Here is a 22,186-nt window from a genome sequence, read left to right as displayed (position 1 = left end):
TAGGAGGCATCGGCAATGCAGTGGACATCCGTATTCGATCGACGTGGTCTGGCCGTCATGGGCGCCCTGGGATTGGCGCTCGCGGCCGTATTCGTGCAGGCACGGCAGGCGCCGCAACGGCCCGATCCCGTGGACGCACGCTCCGCCGACCTGGTCTCGCCGCAGATGAAGCGTGGCCTGACCATGAGTGCGCGGATCTCTCCCGCCTTGGACGCGGTCACCGTCGAGGACGTCGGTGACGTCGATTCGTTCGGCCGCAATCTGCGCTGGCTGGGTGTTACGCAGATGAATGCGTCGCTCACCACCGACTGTTCGACCTGGACCGGCCCGGGCTGCCAGGTCATCACGCCTGGTGCGTTCACCAGCTTCACCTTCAACGACCTCGCGCGCATCCGGCTGCCGCCCAAGGCGACCAAGTCGCTGCTGTGCTATTGGGTATCGCCGCTGGTGACGGTGACCTACGAGAACCCGGGCTCCTCGCCGGTCAACGCGCTGCTGCGCTACAGCCCGACGCTGACCATCGAGAATCCGCTGCTCAACGACCCGTCGCTCATCAATCCGATGACCGGCCTGCCGTTCGGTGGGCGCATCGACACCAGCATGACCTCGTCCGAGTTCTATGAAGTGCCGCTGATGCCCGGTGCCGCCTTCACCCAGCGCAGCCGCGACTCGGCGGTGTGTATCGCCGGTTTCCTGAGCAAGCGCTCGCTGGTCGACAACTACGGCCTCACCGACGCGCAGGCGACGGCGTTCTTCCAGCAGGAGACCCTGGTCCGCATGAATCTCACCGGCGCGGTCAACCATGTGGCTGCGGCCGACTTCATCTTCGGCCTGCGCATCATCGGCGACTGATCGGCCTCACGGGTAAAGCCGCTGGCAGTAGCCGCACCAGAAGGCGCGGCGCTGCCGGCGGCCCAGTTTCGCGCGATAGGAAAGGCGTACGCCTTCTACCATTCGTGCGCCCGGTCTAGCCGCCCGTGCTGGCGGTGAGCGCGGCGCTCAGCGCCGTGTCGCCGCTGATCAGGTCGCGCCAGCGCAATTCCTGCCCGTTGCGGCGGCCCTTTTCGACGATCTTGAGTCCATCGCCGTCGATGGTCAGGGTGTAGGGCTTCTCATCGATCTCGATCTCGCGGCGGATCGGCTTGTCGAGCTTAGTGGTCATCGGGAAGGCTCCAGCAGCAGTCGAACGGCGCAGGCAGGCTAGCCCGCGGATGGAAAAGCCTTGTGAAATCCGTGAAATGCACAGTCAGCCTCGATCCCCGGCATCGCACCATGCGCGCCCGTACCGAGCGCTCATGACTCCCGGTCATGAGCGGCTGTTCTTGCAGGAATACGAAATCAGGGCCCTGCTACCGGCCGCGTTCCGGTTGGCGCCTTAGCGTCCCAGCGGACACAATAGGGACTTTCGCGCTTGCGGGGCCCCCCATGGCTGAGTTGAAGGAAGCACGCGTCCCCGACATCGGGGGTTACGACGACGTGCCGGTGATCGAACTGCTGGTCGCCGTAGGCGATACGGTGAAACCGGACCAGGGTCTGGTCACGCTGGAATCCGACAAGGCCACGATGGAAGTGCCGGCGCCGTTCGCCGGTGTCGTTCGCGAGCTCAAGGTGAAGGTCGGCGACAAGCTGTCCGAAGGCAGCGTGGTCGCACTGATCGAAGCGGCCGAAGGCGCCGCTTCCGCGGCCGAGCCGCCGCGCGCCGAGCCGGTCGCGCCTAAGGCGACCACCGTCGCCGCCGAGACCGCCACCAAGGTCGAGCCGGTCGCCGTGCCCGCGCAGGCCGACCGCATCGCCCAGCAATCGATCGACCGGCAACCGGCGGCTCCCGCGCCAGACACGGCCCCCGTGGCGATCGACAACCGCCCGGGTCTGGACCCGGAAGCCGCACCGCCGCGCACACCGCCGGTGGCCTTCACCGCCGACGAGCTGATGCCCGACAAGGTGCCCTACGCGAGCCCGGCGGTGCGCCTGTTCGCACGCGAACTCGGCGTGGACCTGGCGCAGGTGCAGGGCAGCGAACGCGGCGGCCGCATCGGCAAGGACGACGTGTCGAAGTTCGTGAAGTCGGTGATGACCGGCAGCGGTGTCGCTGCGGGTGCACCGGCTGCGGCTGCGGGTGGTGGCGGTGGGCTCAACCTGTTGCCCTGGCCCAAGGTGGACTTTGCCAAGTTCGGCGAAATCGAGACGCGCGAACTCTCGCGCATCCAGAAGATCTCCGGCGCCAACCTCGCCCGCAACTGGGCGATGATCCCGCACGTCACCCAGCACGACGACGCCGACATCACCGACCTGGAAGAGTTGCGCGTGCAGCTCAACAAGGAAAACGAGAAGGCGGGCATCAAGCTCACCATGCTCGCCTTCCTGATGAAGGCTTCGGTCGCGGCGCTGCAGAAGTATCCGAACTTCAATTCGTCGCTCGACGCGAGCGGCGAGAACCTGACGCTGAAGAAGTACTTCAACATCGGCTTCGCCGCCGACACGCCCAATGGCCTGGTCGTGCCGGTCGTGCGCGACGTCGACAAGAAGGGCGTGCTGCAGATAGCGCAGGAAACCGGCGAACTGGCGAAAAAGGCGCGCGACGGCAAACTCGGCCCGGCCGACATGCAGGGCGGCTGCTTCTCGATCAGCTCCTTGGGCGGCATCGGCGGCACCAAGTTCACGCCGATCGTCAACGCGCCGGAAGTCGCCATCCTCGGCGTGTCGAAGTCGGCGATCCGGCCGGTGTGGGACGGCAAGCAGTTCGCGCCGCGCCTGATCCTGCCGCTGTCGCTGAGCTACGACCACCGCGTCATCGACGGCGCCGCCGCCGCGCGCTTCACCGCCTACCTGGCGCAGTTGCTGGCCGACATGCGCCGGGTGCTGTTGTGATGCGGACGGCGGTGCTGATCGCGGCGCTGCTGCTCGCACCGGCGGCGCAGGCCGACGAGTGCAAGCTCGCGCTCGGTCGCGGCTGGCCGCCGGCGACCGAGAACTACGGATCGGCAGTCGAGAAGCTGTTCGCCGTGGACTCGCAACCCGGCTGGCGTTTCACCCTGCTGCCGAAAGCGGGCGTGGAAAGCGGCGTGCTGCTGATTCCTGGTATCGAAGGCGGCGACTGGACGCTGCGCCGCGCCGTCGCCGACGAGCGCGTGCGCTTCTGGGGCGCGAACAAGCTCGAATTGCGCACCGAGCAGACGCCGGACTTCAACGAAGCCTTGATTCCCGCCGCGGTCGCCACGCGCCTGGTCGAAGACTGGCATCGCGCACTGGCGACCGCCGCGCCGGAGGACAGCGTCGCGCCGTTCGGCGAGGAAGACACCTGGGTGTTCGTTGCCGGCGATTTGCGCGTCAGCGGCCTCAAGCCGCAGTGCGAATTGGGCGCGTTGATGCGCGACCAGATCGACTTGTTGATCGAGGCGAGCGACGAAGGCGACGAGAAGCGCGAGAAGCGCTGGCGCCAGATCGGCAAATCGCTCGATCGCATGCGCGAAGTGCTCGACGCCATGAGCACGCCGGCGCAGTAATCCTTTTCGCGGGCGGCAAGGCTGCCCGCGGTCCACGTATTGAACGGAAGCGGCCATGGCCAACATCGAAGTCAAGGTTCCCGATATCGGCGGTTACGACGACGTGCCGGTGATTGAAGTGCTCGTCGCCGTGCGCGACACGGTGAAGAAGGACCAGGGCCTGGTCACGCTCGAATCGGACAAGGCGACGATGGAAGTGCCGGCGTCTGCCGCGGGCCGCATCGTCGAGTTGAAGGTGAAGGTGGGCGACAAGCTTTCGGAAGGCAGCGTCGTCGCCATTGTCGAAAGCGAAGAAGCCGGCGCTGCAGCCACGCCTGCGCCCAAGCCGGCACCCGCCGCCGCACCGCAACCTGCACCCGCGGCGGCGCCGTCTGCCGCCGCAGCACCCGCCAAGGCGCCGCAAGCCGCGGCGGCGAGCGGGCGCAAGGCCGACGTCGAATGCCGCATGCTCGTGCTCGGTTCCGGCCCCGGCGGTTACAGCGCTGCATTTCGCTCGGCCGATCTCGGCCTCGACACCGTGCTGGTCGAACGCTACGCCACGCTCGGCGGCGTCTGCCTCAACGTCGGCTGCATTCCGTCGAAGGCGCTGTTGCACGCGGCCGCCGTGATTGACGAGGCGGCGCACGCCAGCGATTACGGCATCGACTTCGGCAAGCCGAAGATCACCCTCGACAAGTTGCGCGAGTACAAGGACAAGGTCGTCGGTTCCCTGACCAAGGGCCTGACCGGCATGTCCAAGCAGCGCAAGGTGCGCGTGCTCGAAGGCGTGGGCAAGTTCGTATCGCCGAACGAAATCGAAGTCACCGGCAAGAACGGCACCCAGCTCGTGCGCTTCGAGCAGTGCATCATCGCCGCCGGTTCGCAGGCGGTGAAGCTGCCGGGCTTCCCGTGGGACGACAAGCGCGTGATGGATTCCACCGACGCGCTGGATCTCATCGACGTGCCGAAGAAGTTGTTGGTCGTCGGCGGCGGCATCATCGGCCTGGAAATGGCGACGGTGTACCGCGCGCTGGGTTCGGAAGTCACCGTCGTCGAGTTCATGGATCAGCTGATGCCGGGCGCGGATCTGGATCTGGTCAAGCCCTTGGCCGATCGCCTGAAGAAGCAGGGCGTCGCTGTGCACCTGCGCACCAAGGCCAACGGCACCGAAGCGCAGAAGAACGGCCTGAAGGTTTCCTTCGAGAGCGCGGAGGCGGGCAAGCCCGCGACGATCGAGTCGCAGTTGTTCGATCGCGTGCTCGTCGCCGTGGGCCGCGCGCCCAACGGCAACAAGATCGATGCGAACAAGGCCGGCGTGAACGTCACCGATCGCGGTTTCATTCCGGTCGATCGGCAGATGCGCACCAACGTGCCGCACATCTTCGCCATCGGCGACATCGTCGGTAACCCGATGCTCGCGCACAAGGCGACGCACGAGGGCAGGCTGGCCGCCGAAGTCGCCGCCGGCGAAAAGAAGGAATGGGTGGCGCGGGTGATTCCGTCGGTGGCCTACACCGATCCGGAAATCGCCTGGGTCGGCGTGACCGAAATCGAAGCGAAGACCAAGGGTCTGAAGGTCGGCGTAGGCAAATTCCCGTGGGCCGCATCGGGCCGCGCGATCGGATTGGGCCGCACCGAGGGCTTCACCAAGCTCATCTTCGACGAAGCCACGCATCGCATCATCGGCGCCGGCATCGTCGGCGTGCACGCGGGCGATCTCATCGCCGAACTCGGGCTGGCCATCGAGATGGGCTGCGAAGCGGCCGACATCGGCCACACCATCCATCCGCATCCGACTTTGAGCGAGTCGGTTGGGATGGCCGCGGAGGTGTATGAAGGCACGATCACGGATCTCTACATTCCGAAGAAGAAGTAGGCGAAGCAGCTCGCTCCGCTCGCCCCCTCATCCGCCTTCGGCACCTTCTCCCCGCAAGCGGGGAGAAGGGACGGACTGTGAAGAGCGGGGCCTGAAAAGGCGAAGCCCCGGCCTCGGAACCAGGGCTTCGCAGGCCTGCAGGGTCGACGAGGAAAGAGCAGGCCTACGGGTCGGACCCGGGGGTCCGGCAAAGGTTCCGTGAACAGGCGAACCCGTTTTTATCCGGGTTTTCGTCGATTCCGCAGCGCTTTGCATGGGTTCGGTCGGCAGTTCGCCAAGCGGCCGGGCGGGGCGGATCGCTGACCTTTCGCGGTTGCCGCGGAAAAGTTCCCGCTGCTATACTTTTGCGGCTTCGCAGGGCGCTTTCTGCCCCCATTTGTCCCACTTCCCGAGCCTGCCGCGTGTCGAATCCAATCGCCGCGGGCCGGCGGCTGGCGCAGCGAGCGATCGCCTGGCAGGCCGTCGCCACCGTGCTGGTGGCGCTGGCCTTCCTCGCCAAGGGACTGCCCTCGATGCTGGCCGCACTGGTCGGCGGCGGTGCGGTCACCCTGGCAGCCTGGGTATCGGCGGCGGTGGCGTTGGGGGGCGGGGTGAGTCCGGCGGGTGTCGCGTTCGCGCGGCTGCTGATGGGGATGGTGTTGAAGTGGCTGCTGGTGCTGGTCGCAATCGTGATCGCGCTGGAGCTGTTTCACCTCCCCGGTTTACCCCTGATGGCCGGCGTCATTGCGGTCACGCTGGCCCTGGTGCTGGCCAATTCGATCAGACGATAGGTGTCGTTTCGTGAGTGAATCTAGCGGCGGTTTGACCGAGTACATCCAGCACCACCTGACTCACAATCAGGCGGTCCCTGGCGCTGCGGCCGATCCTTCCAATTTCAACTGGGACTCGTGGGCCGTCGCGCTCACGCTAGGCCTGATCTTTGTTCTGTGGTTCGGCCGCGCGGCGCGAAAGGCGACCGCCGGTGTGCCGACGAAGGCGCAGGCCTTCGTCGAACTGATCCTCGAATTCGTCGACGGCCAGGTCCGCGACACGTTCCACGGCGACCGTCGCTCGGTCACGCCGCTGGCACTGACCATCTTCATGTGGGTCGTGTTCATGAACACCATGGACCTGCTCCCGCTCGACCTGCCTGGCATCCTGATCAAGCTGGTCGGCGGCGAAGAAGCCGCTCATCACACCTTCTTCCGCGCCGTTCCGACCGCCGATCTCAACACCACGCTCGGCCTGTCGACCACCGTCTTCCTCATCCTGATCGGCCACGCCTGGTCCGCCAAGGGCGGCAAGGGCTTCGGCAAGGAACTGCTGACCGCTCCGTTCCATGCACACGGCTTCGGCGCCATCGTGCTGGCCCCGATCAACCTGGTGATGAACATCATCGAGTGGCTGGTCAAGCCGGTTTCGCTGGCCATGCGATTGTTCGGCAACATGTACGGCGGCGAGCTGGTCTTCATGCTCATCGCCGGCCTGATGGCGGGCTGGGTGACCTTCCTGCCGGGCGTGATCGCCAACACGGCGTGGGGCATCTTCCACATCCTGATCATCCTGCTGCAGGCCTTCATCTTCATGATCCTCACCGTCGTGTACATCGCCGGTGCGCGTGAAAGCCACTAAGCAAGACACCGTTTTCCCCTTCCACCGCTTCACCCCTTAGACAATCGCTGGAGAACACCATGGAATTCATCGCACACGTGCAGGGCCTGACCGCCATCGCCATCGGCATCATCATCGGCCTCGGCGCCCTCGGCGCGTGCTTGGGCATCGCCATCATGGGTTCGAAGTTCCTCGAATCCGCTGCCCGTCAGCCGGAACTGATCCCGGTGCTGCAGGGCCGCATGTTCCTGCTGGCCGGCCTGATCGACGCGGCGTTCATCATCGGCCTCGCCGTGGCGCTGTTCTTCGGCATCGCCAACCCGCTGCTGAGCGCGGTCAAGGGCGCTGAAGCTGCCGCTCCGGTCGCTGCTGCCCAGTAAGTAGCCGGACATGCTGCGCTCCGCATGGGGCGCGGCGTGAAGTAATTGCCGGCGCGACTTTGGTCGCGCCGGTTTGAAGAAATCCGTCGAGGACGCGTCGTGAATATCAACATGACTATCTTCGGGCAGATGCTTTCCTTCGTGATCCTGATTTGGTTCACGATGAAATTCATCTGGCCGCCGCTGAACGCGGCGCTCGAAGAACGCCAAAAGAAAATCGCCGAAGGTCTGGCCGCGGCCGACAACAGCCAGCGCGCTCTCGCGCAGGCGCAGGAAACCGCCGATGGCGAACTGCGCGCGGCTCGTGCCAAGGCCAACGAGATCATCGAGCAGGCCCATCAGCGCGCCAATCAGATCATCGATCAGGCCAAGAACGACGCGATCGCCGAAGCCGCACGCCAGAAGGCCGTGGCCGAAGCCGAGATCGTCGCCGCCGCCAATCGGGCCAAGGAAGACCTGCGCAAGCAGGTGTCGAACCTGGCCGTGACCGGTGCCGAGAAGCTGCTGCGCCGTGAGATCGACGCCAACGCCCACAAGGCGCTGCTCGACGAACTCGCCGCCGAGATCTGAGACCGATGAGCCAGGCCCTCACCCTCGCACGTCCCTACGCCCGCGCTGCCTTCGGCATTGCGCGGGACGGTAGTGACTACGCTTCGTGGTCGAACGCGCTTGCGCTCGCCGCGCGCGTCGCCGCCGATCCGCAGGTTGCCGAGCTGCTCGGCAGCCCGCGTCTCACGCATGCCGATGCGGTCTCGCTGCTCGCGATCGACGGCGCCTCCGATGCGATGCGCAACTTCCTTGCCCTGCTGGCGGACAACCGCCGCCTCGCGCTGCTGCCGGAAATCGCCGGCCTGTTCGAGGAGCTGCGCGCGGAAGCCGAGCGCGTGGTCAAGGCGCGCGTGACGTCGGCGACGGCGCTGGGCGACGGTGAACTCGAGGGCATCAAGGCCGCGCTGAAGAAGCGCTTCGGCCGCGACGTGCAGATCGAGACCGCGATCGACGCTTCGCTGATCGGCGGTGCCGTGATCGACGCCGGCGACGTGGTGATCGATGGCTCGCTCAAGGGCAAGCTCGGTCGCCTGCAGTCCGCGTTGGCGAATTAAGACCATCCGCGAACCGCGCCATGCGCGGATCGCGGGAAGTTAAAAGCAACTTCATTGCAATCGTCGGCGGCAACGCCGGCACATAGGGAACCACCCATGGCTACCACGCAGCTCAACCCGTCCGAAATCAGCGAACTGATCAAGACCCGCATCGAGAAGGTCAAGCTGGCCGCCGAAGCGCGCAACGAAGGCACCGTCACCTCGGTGTCCGACGGCATCGTGCGCATCCACGGCCTCGCCGACGTGATGCAGGGCGAAATGATCGAACTCCCCAACGCCACCTACGCGCTGGCGCTGAACCTGGAGCGCGACTCGGTCGGCGCCGTGGTCCTGGGCGACTACGAGCACCTGCGCGAAGGCGACACCGCCAAGACCACCGGCCGCATCCTCGAAGTGCCGACCGGTCCGGAATTGCTCGGCCGCGTCGTCAACGCGCTGGGCGAAGCGATCGACGGCAAGGGTCCGATCGACGCCAAGGTCTCCGCCCCGGTGGAAACCATCGCGCCGGGCGTGATCTGGCGTAAGTCGGTCGACCAGCCGGTGCAGACCGGTTACAAGTCGGTCGACTCGATGATCCCGATCGGCCGCGGCCAGCGCGAGCTGATCATCGGCGACCGCCAGACCGGCAAGACCGCGATGGCCATCGACGCGATCATCAATCAGAAGCACTCGGGCATTAAGTGCATCTACGTTGCGATCGGCCAGAAGAACTCGACCATCGCCAACATCGTGCGCAAGCTGGAAGAGCACGGCGCGATGGCCTACACGACCGTCGTGGCCGCCTCGGCCTCCGAATCGGCCGCGATGCAGTACATCGCCGCCTACTCGGGCTGCACCATGGGCGAGTACTTCCGCGACCGCGGCGAAGACGCGCTGATCATCTACGACGATCTGTCCAAGCAGGCCGTGGCCTACCGTCAGATCTCGCTGCTGCTGCGCCGCCCGCCGGGCCGCGAAGCCTACCCGGGCGACGTGTTCTATCTGCACTCCCGCCTGCTCGAGCGTGCCGCGCGCGTCTCCGAGGAGTACGTCGAGAAGTTCACCAACGGTGCGGTGAAGGGCAAGACCGGTTCGCTGACCGCGCTGCCGATCATCGAAACCCAGGCCGGCGACGTGTCCGCGTTCGTGCCGACCAACGTGATCTCGATCACCGACGGCCAGATCTTCCTGGAAACCGACCTGTTCAACGCCGGCATCCGCCCGGCCGTGAACGCCGGTATCTCGGTGTCGCGCGTCGGTGGTGCGGCCCAGACCAAGATCATCAAGAAGCTGTCGGGCGGCATCCGCATCGCGCTCGCCCAGTACCGTGAGCTGGCTGCGTTCGCGCAGTTCGCCTCGGACCTCGACGAAGCCACCCGCAAGCAGCTCGAGCGCGGCCAGCGCGTCACCGAGCTGATGAAGCAGAAGCAGTACGCGCCGATGTCGATCGCCGAACAGGCGCTGTCGATCTACGCCGTCGACAAGGGCTACATGGACGACATCGCCGTCGCCAAGATCGGCGCCTTCGAAGCCGGCCTGCACGCGCACTTCGCCAACACCCAGGGCGCGCTGATGGGCGACATCGCCAAGTCCGGCAACTGGAACGACGACATCGAAGCCACCTTCAAGAAGGGCATCGAAGAGTTCAAGGCTACGGGCACCTGGTAATTGCATAGGCGGGTTTCAACCCGCCTTAGCGACGAGACGATCGAAACGGCGGCTTAAAACCCGCCCTACCGAGAAGAAAGATGGCAGGCGGACGCGAAATCAAAACCAAGATCAAGAGCGTGCAGAACACCCGCAAGGTGACGCGCGCGCTCGAGATGGTCTCGGCCTCCAAGATCCGCAAGGCGCAGGATCGGATGAAGTCATCGCGCCCGTACGCGCGCGCGATGAAGCAGGTGATCGGTCATCTGGCCCAGGCCAACACCGACTACCAGCATCCCTACCTGGTCGGGCGCAAGGAAACCAAGCGCGTCGGCTATCTGATCGTGTCCTCCGACCGCGGTCTGGCCGGCGGCCTCAACAACAACATGTTCCGCAAGCTGCTGGGCGAGATCCGCAAGTGGCAGGAACAGGGCGTCGAGGTCGACGTCGTCACCATCGGCCAGAAGGCCTCGGTGTTCTTCCGTCGCGTCAAGGTCAGCATGCTCGCCACGGTCACGCACCTGGGCGACACGCCGCGCCTGGAACAGCTGGTGGGCGTGATCAAGGCCATGACCGACGCTTATACCGAGGGCAAGGTCGACAAGGTTTTCCTGGCCTATAACGACTTCGTCAACACGATGGTCCAGCGCGCGACGTTCGACCAGCTGCTGCCGGTGCCGCCGGCGGAAGCGCAGGTCGCGCACCACGACTGGGACTACATCTACGAGCCGAACGAAAAGACCGTGCTCGACCATGTGCTGACCCGCTACATCGAGTCGGTCGTGTACCAGGCGGTGCTGGAAAACCTCGCCTCCGAGCATGCCGCGCGCATGGTCGCGATGAAGTCGGCGTCGGACAACGCCACCAAGCTGATCGGCACGCTGCAACTGGTCTACAACAAGGCCCGTCAGGCGGCGATCACCCAGGAAATCTCCGAAATCGTCGGCGGCGCGGCAGCGGTCTAACCGCGCAGCGCTTCCACCAAGTAATCAAGAGTTATCAAGAGGCTATGGCAATGAACCAGGGCAAGATCGTTCAGATCATCGGCGCGGTCGTCGACGTCGAGTTCCCGCGCGAGAGCGTGCCGAAGGTGTACGACGCACTGAAGGTGCAGAACACCGAGATCACGCTGGAAGTGCAGCAGCAGCTCGGCGATGGCGTCGTGCGCACGATCGCGCTGGGTTCCACCGACGGCCTCAAGCGCAACCTGATCGCCGACAACACCGGCAAGGGCATCTCGGTGCCGGTCGGCGCCGGCACGCTCGGTCGCATCATGGACGTGCTCGGTCGCCCGATCGACGAAGCCGGCCCGGTGCAGGCCTCGGCCGCGTGGGAAATCCATCGCGCCGCTCCGTCGTACGAGGAGCAGTCCTCGGCCAACGATCTGCTCGAGACCGGCATCAAGGTCATCGACCTGATGTGCCCGTTCGCCAAGGGCGGCAAGGTCGGCCTGTTCGGCGGCGCCGGCGTGGGCAAGACCGTCAACATGATGGAACTCATCAACAACATCGCCAAGGCGCACGCGGGTCTGTCCGTGTTCGCCGGCGTGGGCGAGCGTACCCGCGAGGGCAACGACTTCTACCACGAGATGAAGGACTCCAACGTCCTCGACAAGGTGGCGATGGTGTACGGCCAGATGAACGAGCCGCCGGGCAACCGTCTGCGCGTCGCGCTGACCGGCCTGACCATGGCCGAGTACTTCCGCGACGAGAAGGATGCGTCGGGCAAGGGTAAGGACGTGCTGCTGTTCGTCGACAACATCTACCGCTACACGCTGGCCGGTACCGAAGTGTCGGCGCTGCTGGGCCGTATGCCGTCGGCGGTGGGTTACCAGCCGACCCTGGCCGAGGAAATGGGCGTCCTGCAGGAACGCATCACCTCGACCAAGACCGGTTCGATCACCTCGATCCAGGCCGTGTACGTGCCTGCGGACGACCTGACCGACCCGTCGCCGGCGACGACCTTCGCGCACCTCGACGCCACCGTCGTGTTGTCGCGCCAGATCGCTTCGCTGGGTATCTACCCGGCGGTGGACCCGCTGGATTCGACCTCGCGCCAGCTCGATCCGAACGTGATCGGCAACGAGCACTACGACACCGCGCGCCGCGTCCAGGCCACGCTGCAGAAGTACAAGGAACTGAAGGACATCATCGCGATCCTGGGCATGGACGAGCTGTCGGAAGAAGACAAGCTGGCCGTGGCCCGCGCGCGCAAGATCGAGCGCTTCTTCAGCCAGCCGTTCCACGTGGCCGAAGTGTTCACCGGCTCGCCGGGCAAGTACGTCTCGCTGAAGGACACGATCCGCGGCTTCAAGGGCATCGTCGACGGCGAATACGACCACCTGCCGGAGCAGGCGTTCTACATGGTCGGTTCGATCGAAGAAGCGGTCGAGAAGGCCAAGAAGATCGCCGCCTAACGGCGACGGCCGTAAGGCGGGTCTCGGCCCGCCTTACGAGTAGTAGCACCCGCCCGACGAAACGAGAGACACATGACCACCTTCCGTTGCGACATCGTCAGCGCCGAAGACGAAATCTTCCACGGTGAAGCCGAACTCCTGGTCGCCACGGGCGAACTGGGCGAACTCGGCATCGCGCCGCGCCACGCGCCGTTGATCACGCGCCTGAAGCCGGGCAAGGTCATCGTGACCCTGCCGGGCGGCGAGCAGTTGGACTTCGCCGTCTCCGGCGGCATCCTCGAAGTGCAGCCGCAGGTCGTGACCGTGCTGGCCGACACCGCGATCCGCGCGCAGGACATCGACGAAGCCGCGGTCCGCAAGGCCAAGGAAGAAGCCGAGCGCATCCTGGCCAAGAAGGATCCGAAGATGAGCGCCGAAGAGGCCGAAGCGCAGCTGGCGATGAGCCTGGCGCAGCTGCAGGCGCTGGAGCGTCTGCGCAAGAACATGAAGCACTGAGCAGCGTAGCTGCGATGCAAAAACGCCGGCTTCGTGCCGGCGTTTTTGTTTTTAGTGCCTGTAGACCCAGTGGCGCGACACCACGAAGCTGATGCAGGCCAGCAGCAACTCCACCGCCGGCTTCGCTATCCATGCCCAGCGAAGCCCGCCGATATCCGCCACGCCGCCGATCGCCCACGTGCTCAGCGCCGTCATCACCAGCCACAGCAGTACGAAGCGCTGCAGTTGCTGCGGGCCGAGCCGGCTGTTCTCGCTGGCGAAGGTGATGCGCCCGTTGAGCCAGAAGCCGAGCACGGCACCGCTGACGCGCCCGGCGACGTTGGCGATTTCCACCGGCACGCCGTAATGGCTGAGCGCGACCATCGCGCCCCAGTCCACGACGTATTGCAGCAAGCCGATAGCGACATAGTGACTGCCCTGACGCAGCAGACTCATGGCGTGCGCTCCTGCGGAATGCGCCACCACTCGATGTCGCCTTGCACGCGCTCGCGCCGTGCGCCGGCTTGGAGCAATCCGGCACGCTGTGCCGGCGTGGCTACCGAGGGACGCAGCAGCACGTCGGAGATGCCTTCGCGATGGAACAACGCGGCCCAATCCGAGCCATCGGCCTTGCCATCGGCGAGCGTCGCCGCGCGTTGCAGCGAGCGGTCGTAGTAGGAAACGCTGCGGCCGCGCAGGCCCATTTCGGCGACGTAGGGGCGGCCGGGGTCCAGCGCGAGCACCTGGCCCCACGCGGTCGGGCGCAGTGCCGCGATCAAGCTGCGTTCGGGCACCCATTCGTCGAACACCGGCGCGTCGCGTCCCGCCGCGAGCACCGTTGCCTTTACTGCGCCCACGCGCAGCAGCCAGAAGCTGTTGGCCTGGAAGGCGAGGTTGAGTACGCATACCGCGGTGATCAGCCAAGCGGCGCGCCGTGGATCGACGCGACTCGCCGCAACGACGAGGGCCGGCAGCAGCACCACGATCGCGGGAAACGCGTAACGCAGGTATTGCATCGGCAACATCGGTGCGAGCAGCAGCAGCGTCGCCACGATCGTCAGCGACGCCGTGCGCCGGTTCGACAGCGCCAGCACCCACGCCCCTGCCAGCGCGACGAGCACGAAACCGCCGCCGCCGGCAAAGGCTTCGAGATAGCGCTCGGTGTGGAAAGTCAGGTTCCAGGGCAGCGCCATGTCGACGCCGGCATGCCAGCGCGGATCGTCGAAGTTCACCGCATCGAAGTACGGCGACTGGAACCAGGCGTTGAACAGAGGCAAAAATGGATTGTGCGCAGTCACTGCCGCGTAGACGTAACTGGAACTGGCGATCGCCAGCGTCGCGCATGCGGCCATCGCAATGGTGAGCAGCGAAGGCCGGTCGTGTCGGTGTCGCCAGCCCACCCACGCCAGCAACAGCAGGCCGGACGCCGCGGCGGCGAGTTTCAGCGCGAACAGCCCGCCGAGCAGCAACGCACCAAGCCAAAGGCGCCGCAGTCCTGCGGCATCGCGATCGAGCACGCTCCACGCCAGCCACACGAGCAACGCCGCGGTCGGTGTTTCCGTCTGCATGCCGCCGGCCAGCGCCGCCGTCAGCGGCAGGCTGGCGTACAGCGCGACGGCCAGCCAGGCGCTGCGCGCATTGCCTTGAAGCGCCACGGCGACACGCCACACGCCGGCGGCCGCCAGCGCGATCCACAGCAGATTGAGCGGGCCACGCGCCTCCGCGCCCGCGATCACTTGCGGCACGGCTTGCAACACATCGCCCAGCCATGGCGCGAGCGACCAGATGTGCAGGCTGGGATCGAGCGGATACCGGTGCGCTTCCAGCAACTGCCAGGGCAGGCGCAGGTGATAGACGACATCGTCGGCCTGCAGCGTGGGCAGCCAACAGGCGGTGCTGGCCAGACCCAACGCGAGCACGGCGAAAGCAGCGACGCGTGGCGCCGGATCGATCGCATGCTGCCAGGACCGCGCGAGTTCGCGACCGGTGTCGCGCAGGCGCCGCCAACGCCAGGCGACCAGCGTCAGGGCCGCGACGAGATACACGGGGCGGTAATGCAGCGCCAGCGGCAGCAACCAGCCGAGCAAACCGCCGCACAGCGTCAGACCGGCCGCGATGCGCAGCGCCAAGGGCGCATTGCGATCCAGCGCATCCCCGATCGCCCAGGTCGCCAGGGCGAGCAGAAGCGTGGCGGCGCTGGGCAGCGCACCGGCGAAGGCCACCAGCGCCGCCAGCCAGACCAACGCCAGCGCGGTGGCCATGCGCCATCGCAGCAGGCGTCGCAACAGCGCCGCCACCGCCAGGCTTGCCAATGCCAGCACGATCAAGTCGGCGAAGCGGCCGGGCCGCCATTGCGCGAGGATGCCGGTGCTCGCCAGTCCCCAGATGCACAGCGGCACGCCCAGCCACGGCAAGACGCGCTGCCAGGGTTGGGTCTGGGGCTTGCCGACAGAATCGGCCAGAGGGTCGGTCAGGGAAGGCGACGCGTCGACAGTCATCGCGGCATGCTAGCAGTGCGTCCTAAAATGGTCGTACGTCCCCTTGCACGGAATTCACATGCCGGCTCCCCTGCACGTCGTCATCCTCGCCGCGGGCGAGGGCAAGCGCATGAAGTCCACCTTGCCCAAGGTGCTGCAGAAGATCGCAGGCCGTCCCATGCTCGCGCACGTCATCGACAGCGCAAGGGCGCTCGATCCTGCCGGCATCCACGTCGTCTATGGCCATGGCGGCGAAGCCGTACGCGCGGCGTTCGCCGACCAGACCGATCTGCTGTGGGCCGAACAGGCGCAACAGCTGGGCACCGGCCACGCCGTGCAACAGGCGATACCCAACATCCCGAGCGATGCGCGCGTGCTGGTGCTGTACGGCGATGTGCCGCTGATCACGGCGGAAACCCTGCAGCGCCTGCTGGCGGCAACGGGCCGCATTGCCGTGCTCGTCGCCGATCTCCACGACCCCACCGGCTACGGCCGCGTGCTGCGCGATCCCGAAGGCCGCGTCGGCCGCATCGTCGAACACAAGGACGCGGACGAAGACCAGCGCGAGATCAAGACCGTCAACACCGGCATCATCGTCGCCGACGGCGAGCCGCTGCGTCGCTGGCTGGAGCATCTGCGCAACGACAACGCGCAGGGTGAGTTCTACCTCACCGACGTCTTCGCCTCGGCGTCGACCGAATTCGACGCGGCGGAGATGGTGCACGTCGCCGATCCGATCGAAACCGAAGGCGCGAACGATCCCTGGCAGCTGGCGCAGCTCGAGCGCGCCTTCCAGAAACGCAAGGTGCGCGCGCTGTGCCTGCAGGGTGCGCGCGTAGCCGACCCGGCGCGCTTGGATATCCGCGGCCGCGTCAGCGTCGGCATGGATGTGGAGATCGATGCCGACGTCGTCTTCGAAGGCGAGGTCACGCTCGCCGACGGCGTCCGCATCGGCCCGTTTTGCCGGCTGAAGGACGTCAAGCTCGGCCCCGGCACCGAAGTGCGCGCGCACTGCGATCTCGACGGCGTCGTGGTCGAAGGCGCGGCACTGATCGGCCCCTTCGCGCGTCTGCGTCCTGGCACCGTACTGGCCGATGGCGTGCACGTCGGCAACTTCGTCGAGACCAAGAACGCCAGGCTGGGCGTCTCGAGCAAGGCGAACCACCTCACTTATCTCGGCGACGCCGTGATCGGCAGCGGCGTCAACGTCGGCGCCGGCACGATCACCTGCAACTACGACGGCGTGAACAAGTCGACGACGACCATCGAGGATGGCGCCTTCATCGGTTCCAACTCCTCGCTGGTGGCGCCGGTGACGATCGGGCGCAACGCCACCATCGGCGCGGGCTCGGTGATCACCAAGGATGCGCCGGCCGACAAGCTCAGCATCGCGCGCGGCAAGCAGATGTCGATCGACGGCTGGCAGCGTCCGATCAAGAAGCCGAAATGATGTCGGGCGGGCTTCGGTCCGCCGTTACGCCGGCAACACCAGCGACACGCACAGCCCGCCGCCTTCGCGGTTGAGCAAGGCGATGCGGCCGCCGTGCGCTTCGGCGATCTCGCGCGCCAGCGCCAGGCCCAGGCCGGTACCGTGGCGCTTGGTCGAATAGAACGGCAGCAAGGCATTGGCGAGCACCGCATCGTTCATGCCGGTGCCGCGATCGAGCACGTCGACGCGCCAGGCCTCGGGCAGGCGGCGCAGCGACAGGGTGACGTCTTCGGGCTCCGATCCGGATTCGTGCGCGTTCTTCAGTAGATTGATCAGCGCCTGCTCCAACTGGGCGACGTCGATGCGCGCGATGGCGTCGGGCGATTCCGGGCCGTCATAGGCGAAATCGACCTGCGCGCGCAGTTGCGCGACGAAGCGCGGCCACGGGATCGACTCCAGCCGCGGCGAGGGCATCTTGGCGAAGCGGGCGTAGTCGCGGATGAAGCCTTCCAGGTGGCGCGCACGCTCTTCGATCGTCGACAGCGCCGTGGGCAGGCGCTCGAGTTGGCCGCGGCGCAGCAGTTCCGCGCCCGAATGCGCGAGCGAGGCGATCGGCGCCAGCGAGTTGTTGAGCTCGTGGCTGATCACGCGGATCACCTTCTTCCAGGTCTGCACTTCCTGGCGGCGCAGCTCCGCGGTCAGCTGGCGCAGCAGCACCAACTCATGACGGCGGCCGTTCAGGCGGAAATTGCGGCGCGCGAGGTGATAAATGTCTTCGTTGTCGACGTCGCCGACGGTAAACATGCCGTCGCCGCCGCGCTCGAAGGCTTCGCGCATCGCATCGGGCGCCTGCGCCAGCAGTTGGTCGAAGGCGAGCCCTTCCAGTCGACGGCCCTCGCCCAGCAGCTTGCGTGCGGCGATGTTGCCCAGGACGATGCGCCGCGCCGGATCGACCAGCAGCATCGCCACGGGCGTGTTCTGCACCATCGTGTCCAGCAGCAGCTCGCGCTGTACCAGGGCGAGGCGCTGTTCGCGCAAGGCATCGCCCAATTCGTTGTGGCTGGCGACGAGTTGGCCCAGATCGCCACCGCCGCGCCAGGACAGGCCGAAGGCGAAGTCGCCGTCGCGATAACTGGCGACCGTGCCCGCGAGCGCGCGGAACAGCGAGTTCATCGGCGCGAACGCACGGCGCACGTGGTAGACGAGTAGAGGCACGAGCACCGCGATCGCGATGCCGCCCGACACCCACGGATTGGCGAACCAATGCGACAGGAGCAGGGCGATGGCAACGGCCGCCGCCATGTACGCCAGCGCGATCGCGGCGAACACGAGACTCAGCGGCAGGCGTTGCAGCCAGCGGTTCATGCGCGGTCGATTCCCAACCGTTCCAGACGGCGATACAGCGCCTGGCGCGATAGCCCCAATTCGGTCGCTGCCTGGGCAACGACGCCACCGGCCCGCGCCAATGCGGCCTCGATAGTCGCTCGGTCGGGTTCGTCGCCGCCGTTGCCGGCCGCGACGGCGCGCACCGGTGCGGCGGGCAGGCCCAGATCGCTCACACCGATCTTCTCCCCGCGAGCCAACAGCGACGCGCGCTGGATCGTGTTGCGCAGCTCGCGCACGTTGCCGGGCCAGTTGTGCGCCAGCAGCGCCTGCTCGGCGTCGGCATCGAGTTGTTTGCCTGCGGGGAGGAAATGCCGCGCGAGCGGCACGATGTCGTCGGCGCGCTGCGCGAGCGGAACCAGGCGCACTTCGATGGCATTGAGGCGGTAATACAGATCCTCGCGGAACTGGCCGGTGGCGATCAGCGCCGCCAGGTCGGCATTGGTCGCGCTGATCACGCGTACCTTGACCGAGCGTTCGCGATTGCCGCCGAGGCGCTCGAAACGACCGGTTTCGAGCACTCGCAGCAGTTTGACCTGGCCGGCCAGCGGCAGCGTGCCGATCTCGTCCAGAAACAACGTGCCGCCGTCGGCGGCTTCGAACTTGCCTTCGCGTGCGCGATTGGCGCCGGTGTAGGCACCGGCTTCGGCGCCGAACAGCTCCGCCTCGATCAGCTCGCCCGGCAACGCTCCGCAGTTGAGCGCGACGAAGGGGCCCTGCTTGACCGACGAATTGGCGTGGATGATTTCCGCGTACTTCTCCTTGCCCGCGCCGTTGGGGCCGGTAAGCAACACCGGCAGCTCCGAGCGTGCGACCTGGCAGGCCAGGGACAGCGCGGCTTCGCTCGCAGGGTCGGCGTAGACCAGGCCACGCAGGTCGAACTCGCGCTCCAGCGCATCGCGACGGCGGCGGCCGCTGTTGCGATGGCGTGCGAGTTCCTGCCGCGCCTTCGACAGCTCCAGCAGGTTGTTTACCGTCGCCAGCAGTTTGCGGTCATCCCAAGGCTTGGCGAGGTAGTCGGCGGCGCCGGCCTTCACCAGATCGACTGCGGATTCCAGATGCGTCCACGCGGTCAGCAGGATCACCGGCAGGTCGGGATGCGCGGCGCGGATCTGCGCGAACAGTTCGACGCCTTCCTCGCCGGACGTGGTGTCGGCATGGAAGTTCATGTCCTGCACGACCAGGTCGAAGGGTTCGCGCGAGAGAAGCGCTAGCCCTTCAGCCGGCGTGGTCACAGCACGGGTATCGATGTCGTGCAGCGAGAACAGCGTTTCCAGCGCAGTGGCGACGGACGGGTTGTCGTCGATGACGAGGATGGTCGGCATGCAGGCAGTCGATGGCAGGCGCGGCGGTGAGGCGCGCGCCCATGATCGCAGAGGATGGGGAGGATCGGTTGGTAGGTTCAGACCGTACGGGTGGCGACCGCAGGCGGAACCGCGGCGGCACGCCGCGCGGGCCCCAGCACCGACAGCTGGCCCAACCCCCACAGCACCAACGCACCGACCGGCAGATACAGCGCGGGCAGGCGCGGCAGTTCGTAGGCGCTCATCAGCAGCTGGTTGATGCCGAACGCGCCGATCATGCCGATCACGATGCCGACCGTGGCGAGCAGGAAGTTCTCGGTCTGGAAGTAGCGCAGCACCTGGCCGCGCGTCGCACCCAGCGCACGACGAACACCGATCTGCTTGGTGCGCTGCTGCACCCAGAAGCTGGCCAGGCCGACGATGCCCAGCGCAGTTACCACCAGCAGCGCGATGCACACCGCGATCAGCAGCCAGACCATCGAGCGGTCCTGCTGGAAGAACTCGTCGCGATATTGCTCCTGCGTCTTGTGGTCGAGCACGATGCGATTGGGGCTGTTCTTCTCCAGCGCTTTGACCGCGTCCTTGAGCACGCGTTCGCGCTGCTCGGGCGTAGTGCGCAGCACGTAGTAGCCGCCTACGTCGTAAGGCATGCGCACCGGCAGCAGCACCGATTGGGCCGGGATCATGTCCTTGGCCGCGAAGGATGGACGCACCAGCGCATCGACGACGCCGACCACGGTCATCGGCTTGTCGTCGCCGAAGTAGAACGTCTGGCCCACCGCGCTCTTGCCCGGGTACAGCTTGTCGGCGACCGCCTTGGAAATGATCGCTACGCCAGAGCCCGTAGTCTCGAAGCCCTTGTTCGCATCGTAGTCGCTGAATTCGTCCGCATTGAATGCGCGGCCGGCGATCAGCTTGACGCCCAGTGCCTGGCTCAATTCGCCGCTATCCATGTAGGTGGTGGCGTTGAGGGTGGACTCGGTCTGATCCGGCGACAGGGTGATGCCGCTGTTCCAGGACGAATTGCCGAACGGGACTTCGTTGGTCGCGGCCGCAGCGGTGACGCCGGGAATGGCGCGCAGCGCGGCGAGATCCTCGCGAGTGAGTGCCGCCGAGTTCTGGTTAGTGCCGATGCCGGTGAGGTTGACGATCACCGCTTCCTTCTCGGCCACGCCGCTGGGCATGTCGATGCGGGCGATGCGCTCGCGGATCAGGAACACGGCGTTGCAGATGATGGCGCAGCTGAGCGCGATCTCGAGCACGATCAGTGCGGCGGCCGTCTTGTGCCGGCGCAGCGTGGAGAGGATGGGACGGATATCCATGGCGGGCCTCACTGAGTCTTGAGCTGGATGGCGGGCGTGACCTGGCACGCGCGCCATGCGGGCAGGGCACCGGCGAACACGCTGGCGACCAGGGCGAGGACGAAGGTCGTCGCGAGCATCGTCGGGTCTAGATGCGCGAGCGAAGCGTGTTCCACCGGCTGCTGGCGCACGGCCCACAGACCGAGCACCGCCAGGCCGAGTCCGAGCACGCCGCCGACCAGGCCGACCGACACCGCTTCGATCAGGCACTGGGCGAAGATCGCGGCGCGCGAGGCGCCCAGCGCGCGGCGCACGCCGATCTCCGCCGAGCGGCGCATGAACTTCGCCAGCAGCAGGCCGACGGTGTTGAGCAGGCACACCAGCAGGAAGCCGAACGCCAGCCACATCTGCAGGTTCACGTCGTCCGGCACGACCTTGTAGTGCCGCAGCAGGCCCATCAGGTCGAGCAGCCGCACGTTGTTGGGACGCTGGAAGCGGCCGGCGGCGCGCTGCTGGTCGGAGTAGTTCTCGAGGAAGGCCTGGTATTCCTGCGCCTTCTGCGGCGTGTTCAATTGCACCCAGAACTGGATCCACACGCAGGGCGCGCCCACGTCGGTGGGGCTCACGCCGTCGGCGCGGTTGTCGAAGCAGTTCATGTTGCCGTTGCGGCCGAGGTCCAGATCGCGCGACGTGGTGAACGGCAGGTACACCTGCTCGGCCTCGCCGTAGCCGTGACGGCTGGTGTTGAGGTCGTAGAACTTCGGCACCGGCCGCCAGCTGTCGAGCACGCCGACGACGCGGAAGTCGTTGCCGTCCAGGCGCAGCGTCTTGCCGACGCTGTTGCCGCCGCCGAAGACCTTCTCGTTCAGCGCCTTGGAAATCACGGCGTCGCGTGCGTGCGCTTCATCCGCGGCTTCGTTCCAGCCACTGCCGTAGAGGAACGGCACGTCGAACATGGGGAAGAAGTCCGCGCTGGTGTAGCGCGCGTCCGCGGAAAACGGCAGCAGGTCCGCACGCTGCGGCTGCACGGCCACGCCGCCGCCGGTCATCAGCGCCTGGCGGTCGGCACGCTTGGCCTTGAGCAGATTCTCGGCATCGAGGCGGGTGAGCTGGTTCGGCGGATCTTCGCCCGGGTGGTAGCCCTCCTTGGTCTCCGGATCGATCTGCGGATAGAACAGGGTCTGGCTCTTGCCGGGCAACGGATCGCCGGAGAGGACGTGGTAGACGGTGAGCGTGGTCATGGATGCGCCGATTCCCAGCGCTATTGCCAGGACCATCAGCGCGGTCAGCACCTTGTTGCGCCTGAAGCTGCGCAGGGCGAGATTGAAGTAGTAGCCGATCATGG

At 66.4% G+C, this 22,186-nt stretch carries 21 protein-coding genes; 14 read left to right on the top strand and 7 right to left on the bottom strand.

Annotation, left to right across the window (positions count from 1 at the left end):
• The first annotated feature begins 15 nt into the window (after positions 1–15).
• Positions 16–852: a hypothetical protein gene (locus ACYVJ8_RS08705; RefSeq protein WP_460711392.1), complete on the top strand. Its 837-nt coding sequence runs from the start codon at positions 16–18 to the stop codon at positions 850–852.
• A 115-nt stretch (positions 853–967) separates the two neighbouring features.
• Here ACYVJ8_RS08705 and ACYVJ8_RS08700 read toward each other — a convergent pair whose 3' ends face one another.
• On the bottom strand, positions 968–1,162 hold the full coding sequence (locus ACYVJ8_RS08700) for a hypothetical protein (protein ID WP_460711390.1): 195 nt from the start codon (positions 1,160–1,162) through the stop codon (positions 968–970).
• A gap of 263 nt (positions 1,163–1,425) precedes the next feature.
• Here ACYVJ8_RS08700 and ACYVJ8_RS08695 point away from each other — a divergent pair, with 263 nt between their 5' ends.
• The 12 genes from ACYVJ8_RS08695 (at position 1,426) to ACYVJ8_RS08640 (ending at position 12,968) form a co-directional block, all read left to right on the top strand.
• Complete coding sequence (locus ACYVJ8_RS08695) at positions 1,426–2,868, top strand: dihydrolipoyllysine-residue acetyltransferase (RefSeq protein WP_460711388.1); 1,443 nt, start codon at positions 1,426–1,428, stop codon at positions 2,866–2,868.
• Positions 2,868–3,503, top strand: a complete 636-nt coding sequence (locus ACYVJ8_RS08690; RefSeq protein WP_460711386.1) for a hypothetical protein — start codon at positions 2,868–2,870, stop codon at positions 3,501–3,503. The genes ACYVJ8_RS08695 and ACYVJ8_RS08690 overlap by 1 nt, the downstream gene beginning before the upstream one ends.
• 55 nt (positions 3,504–3,558) lie before the next feature.
• Positions 3,559–5,358, top strand: a complete 1,800-nt coding sequence (lpdA, locus tag ACYVJ8_RS08685; RefSeq protein ID WP_460711384.1) for a dihydrolipoyl dehydrogenase — start codon at positions 3,559–3,561, stop codon at positions 5,356–5,358.
• Between the two features lie 401 nt (positions 5,359–5,759).
• Positions 5,760–6,128, top strand: a complete 369-nt coding sequence (locus ACYVJ8_RS08680; protein ID WP_460711383.1) for a hypothetical protein — start codon at positions 5,760–5,762, stop codon at positions 6,126–6,128.
• A 10-nt stretch (positions 6,129–6,138) separates the two neighbouring features.
• Complete coding sequence (atpB, locus tag ACYVJ8_RS08675) at positions 6,139–6,969, top strand: F0F1 ATP synthase subunit A (protein WP_460711381.1); 831 nt, start codon at positions 6,139–6,141, stop codon at positions 6,967–6,969.
• A 59-nt stretch (positions 6,970–7,028) separates the two neighbouring features.
• Complete coding sequence (atpE, locus tag ACYVJ8_RS08670; RefSeq protein WP_460711379.1) at positions 7,029–7,328, top strand: F0F1 ATP synthase subunit C; 300 nt, start codon at positions 7,029–7,031, stop codon at positions 7,326–7,328.
• Positions 7,329–7,427: 99 nt separating this feature from the next.
• The gene (locus ACYVJ8_RS08665) at positions 7,428–7,898 is read left to right on the top strand and encodes a F0F1 ATP synthase subunit B (protein ID WP_460711377.1); all 471 of its coding nucleotides are present in this window, start codon (positions 7,428–7,430) and stop codon (positions 7,896–7,898) included.
• A 5-nt stretch (positions 7,899–7,903) separates the two neighbouring features.
• On the top strand, positions 7,904–8,431 hold the full coding sequence (locus ACYVJ8_RS08660) for a F0F1 ATP synthase subunit delta (protein ID WP_460711375.1): 528 nt from the start codon (positions 7,904–7,906) through the stop codon (positions 8,429–8,431).
• A 96-nt stretch (positions 8,432–8,527) separates the two neighbouring features.
• Positions 8,528–10,078, top strand: coding sequence for a F0F1 ATP synthase subunit alpha (gene atpA / locus ACYVJ8_RS08655; RefSeq protein ID WP_460711373.1), 1,551 nt, complete (start codon positions 8,528–8,530; stop codon positions 10,076–10,078).
• An 80-nt stretch (positions 10,079–10,158) separates the two neighbouring features.
• Positions 10,159–11,022, top strand: coding sequence for a F0F1 ATP synthase subunit gamma (gene atpG, locus ACYVJ8_RS08650; RefSeq protein ID WP_460711371.1), 864 nt, complete (start codon positions 10,159–10,161; stop codon positions 11,020–11,022).
• Positions 11,023–11,072: 50 nt separating this feature from the next.
• Positions 11,073–12,473: a F0F1 ATP synthase subunit beta gene (gene atpD, locus ACYVJ8_RS08645; protein WP_460711369.1), complete on the top strand. Its 1,401-nt coding sequence runs from the start codon at positions 11,073–11,075 to the stop codon at positions 12,471–12,473.
• 72 nt (positions 12,474–12,545) lie between these two features.
• Positions 12,546–12,968, top strand: coding sequence for a F0F1 ATP synthase subunit epsilon (locus tag ACYVJ8_RS08640; RefSeq protein WP_460711367.1), 423 nt, complete (start codon positions 12,546–12,548; stop codon positions 12,966–12,968).
• A gap of 51 nt (positions 12,969–13,019) precedes the next feature.
• On the opposite strand, the gene ACYVJ8_RS08635 is transcribed toward ACYVJ8_RS08640, so the two are convergent.
• Positions 13,020–13,403, bottom strand: a complete 384-nt coding sequence (locus tag ACYVJ8_RS08635; RefSeq protein WP_460711365.1) for a GtrA family protein — start codon at positions 13,401–13,403, stop codon at positions 13,020–13,022.
• A complete protein-coding gene (locus ACYVJ8_RS08630) occupies positions 13,400–15,445 on the bottom strand; it encodes a hypothetical protein (RefSeq protein ID WP_460711363.1) in 2,046 nt (681 codons plus the stop codon). The genes ACYVJ8_RS08635 and ACYVJ8_RS08630 overlap by 4 nt, the downstream gene beginning before the upstream one ends.
• A gap of 58 nt (positions 15,446–15,503) precedes the next feature.
• Here ACYVJ8_RS08630 and glmU point away from each other — a divergent pair, with 58 nt between their 5' ends.
• A complete protein-coding gene (gene glmU / locus ACYVJ8_RS08625) occupies positions 15,504–16,874 on the top strand; it encodes a bifunctional UDP-N-acetylglucosamine diphosphorylase/glucosamine-1-phosphate N-acetyltransferase GlmU (protein ID WP_460711361.1) in 1,371 nt (456 codons plus the stop codon).
• A gap of 24 nt (positions 16,875–16,898) precedes the next feature.
• Here glmU and ACYVJ8_RS08620 read toward each other — a convergent pair whose 3' ends face one another.
• The 4 genes from ACYVJ8_RS08620 to ACYVJ8_RS08605 form a co-directional block, all read right to left on the bottom strand.
• Entirely contained in the window at positions 16,899–18,218 is a 1,320-nt protein-coding gene (locus tag ACYVJ8_RS08620) for a sensor histidine kinase (RefSeq protein ID WP_460711359.1), read from the bottom strand.
• The gene (locus tag ACYVJ8_RS08615) at positions 18,215–19,561 is read right to left on the bottom strand and encodes a sigma-54-dependent transcriptional regulator (RefSeq protein WP_460711357.1); all 1,347 of its coding nucleotides are present in this window, start codon (positions 19,559–19,561) and stop codon (positions 18,215–18,217) included. The genes ACYVJ8_RS08620 and ACYVJ8_RS08615 overlap by 4 nt, the downstream gene beginning before the upstream one ends.
• A 77-nt stretch (positions 19,562–19,638) precedes the next feature.
• On the bottom strand, positions 19,639–20,862 hold the full coding sequence (locus ACYVJ8_RS08610; protein ID WP_460711355.1) for an ABC transporter permease: 1,224 nt from the start codon (positions 20,860–20,862) through the stop codon (positions 19,639–19,641).
• 8 nt (positions 20,863–20,870) lie between these two features.
• Complete coding sequence (locus ACYVJ8_RS08605) at positions 20,871–22,184, bottom strand: ABC transporter permease (RefSeq protein ID WP_460711353.1); 1,314 nt, start codon at positions 22,182–22,184, stop codon at positions 20,871–20,873.
• Positions 22,185–22,186 lie beyond the last annotated feature (2 nt).

The organism is Lysobacter terrae, assembly GCF_054782215.1.
Note: the sequence above shows the minus strand (reverse complement) of the source record. Positions and strands in the feature narration are given on the sequence as shown.

What these genes read in the sequence shown, in the direction of transcription:
- ACYVJ8_RS08605 (WP_460711353.1), bottom strand. Translation starts at nt 22,184, where the DNA reads ATGATCGGCTACTACTTCAATCTCGCCCTGCGCAGCTTCAGGCGCAAC.
- atpD (WP_460711369.1), top strand. Translation starts at nt 11,073, where the DNA reads ATGAACCAGGGCAAGATCGTTCAGATCATCGGCGCGGTCGTCGACGTC.
- atpG (WP_460711371.1), top strand. Translation starts at nt 10,159, where the DNA reads ATGGCAGGCGGACGCGAAATCAAAACCAAGATCAAGAGCGTGCAGAAC.
- ACYVJ8_RS08690 (WP_460711386.1), top strand. Translation starts at nt 2,868, where the DNA reads ATGCGGACGGCGGTGCTGATCGCGGCGCTGCTGCTCGCACCGGCGGCG.
- ACYVJ8_RS08640 (WP_460711367.1), top strand. Translation starts at nt 12,546, where the DNA reads ATGACCACCTTCCGTTGCGACATCGTCAGCGCCGAAGACGAAATCTTC.
- ACYVJ8_RS08705 (WP_460711392.1), top strand. Translation starts at nt 16, where the DNA reads ATGCAGTGGACATCCGTATTCGATCGACGTGGTCTGGCCGTCATGGGC.
- ACYVJ8_RS08615 (WP_460711357.1), bottom strand. Translation starts at nt 19,561, where the DNA reads ATGCCGACCATCCTCGTCATCGACGACAACCCGTCCGTCGCCACTGCG.
- atpE (WP_460711379.1), top strand. Translation starts at nt 7,029, where the DNA reads ATGGAATTCATCGCACACGTGCAGGGCCTGACCGCCATCGCCATCGGC.
- ACYVJ8_RS08620 (WP_460711359.1), bottom strand. Translation starts at nt 18,218, where the DNA reads ATGAACCGCTGGCTGCAACGCCTGCCGCTGAGTCTCGTGTTCGCCGCG.
- ACYVJ8_RS08630 (WP_460711363.1), bottom strand. Translation starts at nt 15,445, where the DNA reads ATGACTGTCGACGCGTCGCCTTCCCTGACCGACCCTCTGGCCGATTCT.
- ACYVJ8_RS08700 (WP_460711390.1), bottom strand. Translation starts at nt 1,162, where the DNA reads ATGACCACTAAGCTCGACAAGCCGATCCGCCGCGAGATCGAGATCGAT.
- atpA (WP_460711373.1), top strand. Translation starts at nt 8,528, where the DNA reads ATGGCTACCACGCAGCTCAACCCGTCCGAAATCAGCGAACTGATCAAG.
- glmU (WP_460711361.1), top strand. Translation starts at nt 15,504, where the DNA reads ATGCCGGCTCCCCTGCACGTCGTCATCCTCGCCGCGGGCGAGGGCAAG.
- lpdA (WP_460711384.1), top strand. Translation starts at nt 3,559, where the DNA reads ATGGCCAACATCGAAGTCAAGGTTCCCGATATCGGCGGTTACGACGAC.
- ACYVJ8_RS08695 (WP_460711388.1), top strand. Translation starts at nt 1,426, where the DNA reads ATGGCTGAGTTGAAGGAAGCACGCGTCCCCGACATCGGGGGTTACGAC.
- ACYVJ8_RS08610 (WP_460711355.1), bottom strand. Translation starts at nt 20,862, where the DNA reads ATGGATATCCGTCCCATCCTCTCCACGCTGCGCCGGCACAAGACGGCC.
- ACYVJ8_RS08635 (WP_460711365.1), bottom strand. Translation starts at nt 13,403, where the DNA reads ATGAGTCTGCTGCGTCAGGGCAGTCACTATGTCGCTATCGGCTTGCTG.
- ACYVJ8_RS08660 (WP_460711375.1), top strand. Translation starts at nt 7,904, where the DNA reads ATGAGCCAGGCCCTCACCCTCGCACGTCCCTACGCCCGCGCTGCCTTC.